The following is a 6,301-nucleotide window of genomic DNA, read 5'->3' on the forward strand; positions in this document are numbered from 1 at the left end:
TTTCCTTAGGCGTTTGATTATAATCAGCATTATGCACCAACACATAAAAGCAACCAACATGATAAGTATGGAAATCCTCCACCTGAAAATTATACACTGTAACAGGTTTCTCTGTCAACTCAATAGCAAAATTTTCAACTAAAAGAATGTTTCCGTTTACATCAAGGAGTTCATCACCAACTATTAGTTCTCCTGCTTTGATAAAGCCTTGATTTTTTACATAGAACGGGTGGTCAACAGTTGTAACGATTTCTTCACCGTTCACAGTGAGATGAACAAGCGTTGTTACCTCTCTTATGTAGGTTTCAAGAACAGTTTTCGGAGAAGTTTCCATTGTTTCAGGGTCTGTTGAAATGACTTTATCTCCTGACTTTATCGTTTCTATGGCAAGCAAACTAACCGCCTTGGCATTACCTAAAAATTCACCTGCCGCTCCAAGTCCGCCAAAACCTAGTCATGCGATGTGTAGAACATCTTCTGATCTAATTTAATCTGAAATAGCAGGTGCTCTTTCCCTTGCCCTCTTTTTTTAGTTCTCCTGCGGCAACAAGTTTTCTTAGTGCACCTTCGATAGAACTGTCACTGAGAGTAGGACAGAGTTCCCTTATATCCTGCTTGTTAAATCGTCCTATTTTGCTTTTGCTTGCCATTCTGACCATCTCAAGTGCAGGCAGTTTTTCTTGAACAAGGGAGGTACGCTCTTCAAAATCTTTATACGATGCAAGTATCGTGCCTAAAATGTACTTTATAAATGGCAAAGCATCCTCTTTGCCCTCGTGCCAGCCCGTCTGCGACTGACTCAGAGCACTGTAATACAGATCTTTGTTCTTAGAGATCTTTGCCTCGAGCGATATATATTTGCCAATGTAAAAGCCATTCTGATACAGCATAAGAGTGGTAAGCAGACGGCTCATTCTTCCGTTGCCGTAATTAAAAGGGTGTATACATAGAAAATCGTGGATAAATATAGGGATAATTATAAGCGGCTCAACCTCCAAATTACCGATAACACGATTGTACTCTTCACATATCCTGTCAAGTGCCTCAGATGTTTTATTTGGCTCGAGCTGAGTAAACAGTATTTCTGTATGTCCATCGGGGTAAGCCGCACTGATATAATTCTGCACGCTTTTTGTTCTGCCAGCAAGCGGATTGTTCATATGACTATAAAGCATTTTGTGAAGCTGCAGAATATAGTTCTGAGTTATCGGAATAGCGTCAAAGCTTTCGTGTATAACGTTCAGCACGTCTCTATACCCTGCGATCTCCTGCTCGTCACGATTTCGAGGAGTAGTCTTTTCTTCGACCAACTGTTTGATCCTCGTGCTTGTTGTTACGATACCCTCTATCGCATTTGAAGCTTCGGTACTTTGAATTTTTGCTATCTCAACAAGCTTCTCCATCTCTTGCGGACGCTGTTTCAGATACTGTTCCTGTTTTCCAGCCTCTTTGTATATGGCCGCTATAAGTCCGAGAATACCAGAATCCCACTTTTGTTCTTTAAAAGCAGAGTAATTAAAACTTCTCATTTCCTTACCTCCATCATTTTCCCTTAAATTATAATATAAAATAAGGGAAATGTCAATAGAATAAGCAAATTTGTCCTTAATATTATGTGTGAAATAAGGGAATATATCCAACAGTATCCCTCTACTGTGTAAAAGAGCCGGTTTCTCGACTCTTATTGTATCTATAGCATTGGGGAACATATTCGTAATTTTATATCATAAATTGTTCCCCACATTTCTTGTTTTGGTTATGAAAAAAGCACCTATCAGTGATAGATGCTAATGGAATTTGGTAAATTCATATGGCTATTTCAACTTCCATGTTGATAAATGTAAACTTTTTCAAAAAACATGCTGTAATATATGACAATTGGGGCGATTGGCAAGCTGCACAGCATATAGCTAAGAAATATGATGATGACGGATATCTTCGCAAGAATGAATAGCATAAACAAAAAATAAGCTGCTACAGAAAAATCTGTGGCAGCTTATCCTATTTAGAATAGTCCTAATTTTAACCTATCAATATCAGCTCCTGATATCTGTTTGTACGAATCCATACTTACTCAGTCTATGTCACCTTACCCCCTCAATGACTCCCTTATCCATTTCATGCACAGTATCGCACAGCACGGAAATATCCTCCGCCGAGTGTGAGCAAATAAGGATAGTCTTTCCCTGTTCTTTGTAGCTGAGCAAATACTTTCTCATTTCCTTAACGCCGTCCTTGTCAAGACCGTTGAAAGGCTCGTCAAGAATTAGCATCTTTGGGTTTTCCATAATGGCTTGTGCAAGTCCCAAACGCTGCCGCATACCTAGACTGTATTTGCGGACGTGTCGCTTTAGTTCGGGATCAAGTCCTACCTGTTTCATACTGCTTTTTATCTCATCTTTGCCGATCTTGTTGTTCAGCCCCGCAAGAAGTTTGAGATTCTTGTATCCACTGTAATACGGTATAAACCCAGGTGTTTCAATAATGATACCCATATCTTTCGGGAAGTCAACGTCCTTGCCCAACTGCTTGCCGTCAACGATAATCTCACCGCTCGTGGGCTTGATAAAGCCGCATATGCACTTCATCAGCATTGTCTTTCCACTGCCGTTTCGTCCGATAAGTCCGTGTATTTTGCCCTCCTCAAAGGACACATTTATGTGCTTTAGCATCTCTGTTTTGCCAAGCGTAAGGCATACGTCATTTACATTGATGATATCCATTTTGTCCCCCTAACTTGCAACCTCCGTCACATTATCATAATTAAACTTACCAATGGCTATCCCTCCGAAAACCAGCAGAACCGCAATAAGTACTAGCAGATAAATCACAGAAAAGCTCATCGGCATTATTGGCTTTTTGAAATATTTTGTGTAATGCAGCCAAGTTATTGAGTTTGCCATTGGCATTGTCCACATAAGATTCGTCCTTATAGCACTGAACGCCATTCCAAGTGATATCATTCCGCCGCATATGATAAAGCCCATAGTCTTGCGCTTGAATAGTGAAAACACCAGCAGTATCAGCCCTATTATCATCAAATACGCCGCCACGAGCAGATAGCTTTTTACCGCCGCCTCAAATACCGAAAGCTGATTGTAGAGATTTTCTGGAAGCAGCTCAACTCCGAAATCGCCTCGCCTGTCGGGGAACATTTTCACAAAACCCGTGGCAACATTGCTCCAGCCATTGTACCAAAAACCCTTTGAAAGCATTGGCAAAACTGTGCCGAGAAATATTACCGCAAGATATGATATTATCATAAAAACAAGCTTCAAGATCTGCCCCACAAACCAGTTCGCCCTGCCGATACGCACGATATAAAACACAGTATTGGTGTCGACTTTCGGATAGTCAGCAATAAGGGTCAGAAAAACTATTGGGATTATAAGTATCAGTATCTCAGAATTTGCTACCGCTATAAATGGCTCTAGTATGTTAAGCGGCTCACCCATAAGCTCTGCATTGTTGGTCAGCGGAGAAACTGCAAAATTGTTTATGAATATGAGCAGCACCGCAACGATCACCATTCGTGCGTCACAGACCCACTTTACAAATTCCGTTGCCGCACAGGAAAAGGCTTGTTTTAAACTAAAATTTTTCATTGCTTACACCCCTTTGTCCAGCCGCATATTCATTATTACTATAAAACCTATCACAGATAAAAGTATTATCCCTAAATTGAAAAACAGAATGTATTTTGTGTCGGCAAAAGCTGTGTAATATGACAAATTCATTATGCTGTTGGGATAAAAATTCTCCAATATGCTTGCCCTGTCAAAATCCTCTTTCATCATCGAATTTGCAATAAGTTTCTGCACAGCTATCTGCCACATATATGTTACCATAAATGGCACGCAGGTTATAAGATATGGATTTTTGCAGAATGAGCTTATGAATAGCGCAGGCATTGTGCTTATGGCTCCATACAAAAACGCTGAAAGCATATATCTTAACACGCCTATAAGCTCGTCTTTATTGTTCACAAGCACGAATGATAAATCATCTGCTGAAAGTTCGTATTGGCTCAATGGCGGAAATATTATCCGCACGATAACGCCGAAAATTATATGTCCGAATAGAACGGCTGAACCGCCGCACAAAAATGCTGAGCAGAATTTTGACAGATAATATCTCAATCCGCCTGTCCTGGTTATGGTGAACCGCATTGAACCGCCGTTTCGCTCTGCACAAAATGCCGTCATAAACGGAAAAGCCGCTATTATAGGCAGAAACATTGCCATATATCCCGACATACCTTTTGCGAATATCAGATAGGAACTGAAGGAATAATCATCAGCAAAAAGCTGTTTGTCAAGCTTTGCAATGCACTCAAACACCGTGTATATCTTCGCCGTGTTTGGGTCAGTATACGCCTTTGCGGTAAAGCATAGCAGGGTCGTGAGCAGCACCGCACTGACATATCCGATATTCAGCATACTCTTGTTAAGGTCGCACTTAAGTGCTTTCATTGCCCCACCCCCTATGGAATAAGCACATATATCTCGCCCGTAACGCAGTCAACTGTCACATAATTTATTGCGTGCAGACCTGTCGGCTGTTTATCGTCGATAATAAAATACCACTTTGGCGTACAGCGTATATTATCTGCACTTTCGCCGACTTCGGTACTTTCGCCACGAGGTTCATACATAAGTTTGACATCATCAAACTGTATATCTATCTTGTCCGCAAGATTTTCTTCCAGCAGATTGCAAGCACCCTTAAACGACAGCATTTTGTCTATTTTCTCAGCCTTTGCCACTTTGAAAGCGTTACAACCTATGTAATATTCGGGGTCAAAGTTTGCGTCGAGATCGGTATAAGTCTGCATTGAATAGGTCATAAGGGCATTTCCCTTCACGAACAGCGTATCATCAGCATTCGTGGAAAAAACATTTTGTATGCCGATACCTTTATATGCCTTTTGTATCTCGATCTCATAGCCAACCCCGCTGTCGGTGGTGATTATATACCCGTCACTGACCACATTGTCAAGCTCCTCTCCAAGCACATTGCTGAACGTGTCTGCCAAAGTCTTTGCCTTGTCCGCAGCAGACAAAAGTCCGCTGTCAGCATTTTCAGAAGTTGGTCTGTCGAGATAAAAAAGCTCCATATTATCGGCGTCAGCGTCTGCGGTATTTACGCCGTTTTCGCTTGCCTCCCAACAGCAATAAGGCTGTGCAAAGCGTGTTATTTTAAGTTTGTTATGTTCGTCCTGGAGCTGTGCCTGATCTTCCACAGTTTCGATCTTACCATCGATCTTGATATCCAAGGCACTTTGCAGCTCTTCCACTTTTGACGACAGCCAGTCCATATCATTTTCGGCATTGATATATGCAAGCTCCAAGTCATAAACACCGTCAGACTTGCAAATGCTCACCGCCGATTTTTCGGGCAGCTTGAATTTTGTATACTCTTTTTCAAATGCAGCATCAAAGCTGTCATAAATATTCTCTGACGAAACATAAGCCTCGCCGCTGTCCACCTCAGCCGAATGCTTATTACTTCTGATATTGTCGGGAGTATTTTCACAAGCTGACAGCGCCACAGCCGCCAACATCACGGGCAATAATACTTTTGTTTTTCTGATATTTTTCATATGTCATTCCTTTCTTTTGGGTTATTGCTGCGAGGTAGTATAGAAATCAAGCTGTTAAATTGATCGTATAATTTAAGGCAATATCACATAAAAAGATAGTTAGTGATATTGCCTTAGTTTAAATTTTATTTACCGCTAACATATCCTGAAGCATGACTACCTACACCTGACGGAGCTGGATTGAGTGACATTGTGCACAAAATACGTTCACCTTTATCAATGTATGTCGCATTAGTGTGTTTCGTAGTATGGTTTCCTTTACTCGAGATTATTTCACTTGCAATATATGTACCTCCAACCGTTGTTCTATATGAAACGGATGTAGCATTGGAAATTTTGTCAATTCGGTAGTTGACCCTAACATAATCATCCTGAGCTGCATTTCCAGCAGTAATAACTTTTGACGTAACAGATCCAGTGTTGGAAATATAGAACGAGAAACTATCTGCCGCACTAGCCCCAATAGCCATAGAACTCATCATCATAACAGCAGCACCCATAGCTGCGATTCTCTTAACGATATTTTTCATAATATAGGTGTGATTTTCTTCAAGTTTTGTTGCAAATAAATTCAATTTCATCATATAACACAATTATTGCAATGAATAATTGTGCATAATAAATATTTACATCTTCATTGGACTTACCAAACCTTTCTTCTTATATTGTATTTTCAGCATGACACTGTGCTACTATAAA

At 40.6% G+C, this 6,301-nt stretch carries 7 protein-coding genes and 1 pseudogene; 1 reads left to right on the forward strand and 7 read right to left on the reverse strand.

Going from position 1 to position 6,301, the window contains the following annotated elements; genetic code table 11:
* Positions 1–4: 4 nt before the first annotated feature.
* Together DWW81_RS13615 and DWW81_RS10160 are read right to left on the reverse strand one after the other, a co-directional pair.
* Positions 5–394, reverse strand: a pseudogene (locus tag DWW81_RS13615) (polymorphic toxin-type HINT domain-containing protein); the annotation flags it as partial.
* Between the two features lie 88 nt (positions 395–482).
* Positions 483–1,529, reverse strand: coding sequence for a Fic family protein (locus DWW81_RS10160; RefSeq protein ID WP_117898187.1), 1,047 nt, complete (start codon positions 1,527–1,529; stop codon positions 483–485).
* Positions 1,530–1,810: 281 nt separating this feature from the next.
* On the opposite strand from DWW81_RS10160, the gene DWW81_RS13410 reads away from it, so the two are divergent.
* Positions 1,811–1,954: a hypothetical protein gene (locus DWW81_RS13410; RefSeq protein ID WP_207661179.1), complete on the forward strand. Its 144-nt coding sequence runs from the start codon at positions 1,811–1,813 to the stop codon at positions 1,952–1,954.
* 130 nt (positions 1,955–2,084) lie between these two features.
* On the opposite strand, the gene DWW81_RS10165 is transcribed toward DWW81_RS13410, so the two are convergent.
* The 5 genes from DWW81_RS10165 to DWW81_RS10185 all read right to left on the reverse strand — a co-directional run bounded on the left by DWW81_RS10165 (position 2,085) and on the right by DWW81_RS10185 (position 6,186).
* Positions 2,085–2,723, reverse strand: coding sequence for an ATP-binding cassette domain-containing protein (locus DWW81_RS10165; RefSeq protein ID WP_117945384.1), 639 nt, complete (start codon positions 2,721–2,723; stop codon positions 2,085–2,087).
* Positions 2,724–2,732: 9 nt separating this feature from the next.
* A complete protein-coding gene (locus DWW81_RS10170) occupies positions 2,733–3,605 on the reverse strand; it encodes a hypothetical protein (RefSeq protein ID WP_117896490.1) in 873 nt (290 codons plus the stop codon).
* A gap of 3 nt (positions 3,606–3,608) precedes the next feature.
* Positions 3,609–4,472 carry a hypothetical protein gene (locus DWW81_RS10175; protein ID WP_117896491.1) on the reverse strand — a complete coding sequence of 288 codons (864 nt, stop codon included), beginning with the start codon at positions 4,470–4,472 and terminating at the stop codon, positions 3,609–3,611.
* Positions 4,473–4,483: 11 nt separating this feature from the next.
* Positions 4,484–5,602, reverse strand: a complete 1,119-nt coding sequence (locus DWW81_RS10180) for a hypothetical protein (protein ID WP_117896492.1) — start codon at positions 5,600–5,602, stop codon at positions 4,484–4,486.
* Between the two features lie 125 nt (positions 5,603–5,727).
* A complete protein-coding gene (locus DWW81_RS10185; RefSeq protein WP_147338986.1) occupies positions 5,728–6,186 on the reverse strand; it encodes a hypothetical protein in 459 nt (152 codons plus the stop codon).
* Between the last annotated feature and the right edge of the window lie 115 nt (positions 6,187–6,301).

Origin of the sequence: Ruminococcus sp. AF17-1AC (genome assembly GCF_003461385.1) — a bacterium.
Taxonomy (GTDB): domain Bacteria; phylum Bacillota; class Clostridia; order Oscillospirales; family Ruminococcaceae; genus Hominimerdicola; species Hominimerdicola aceti.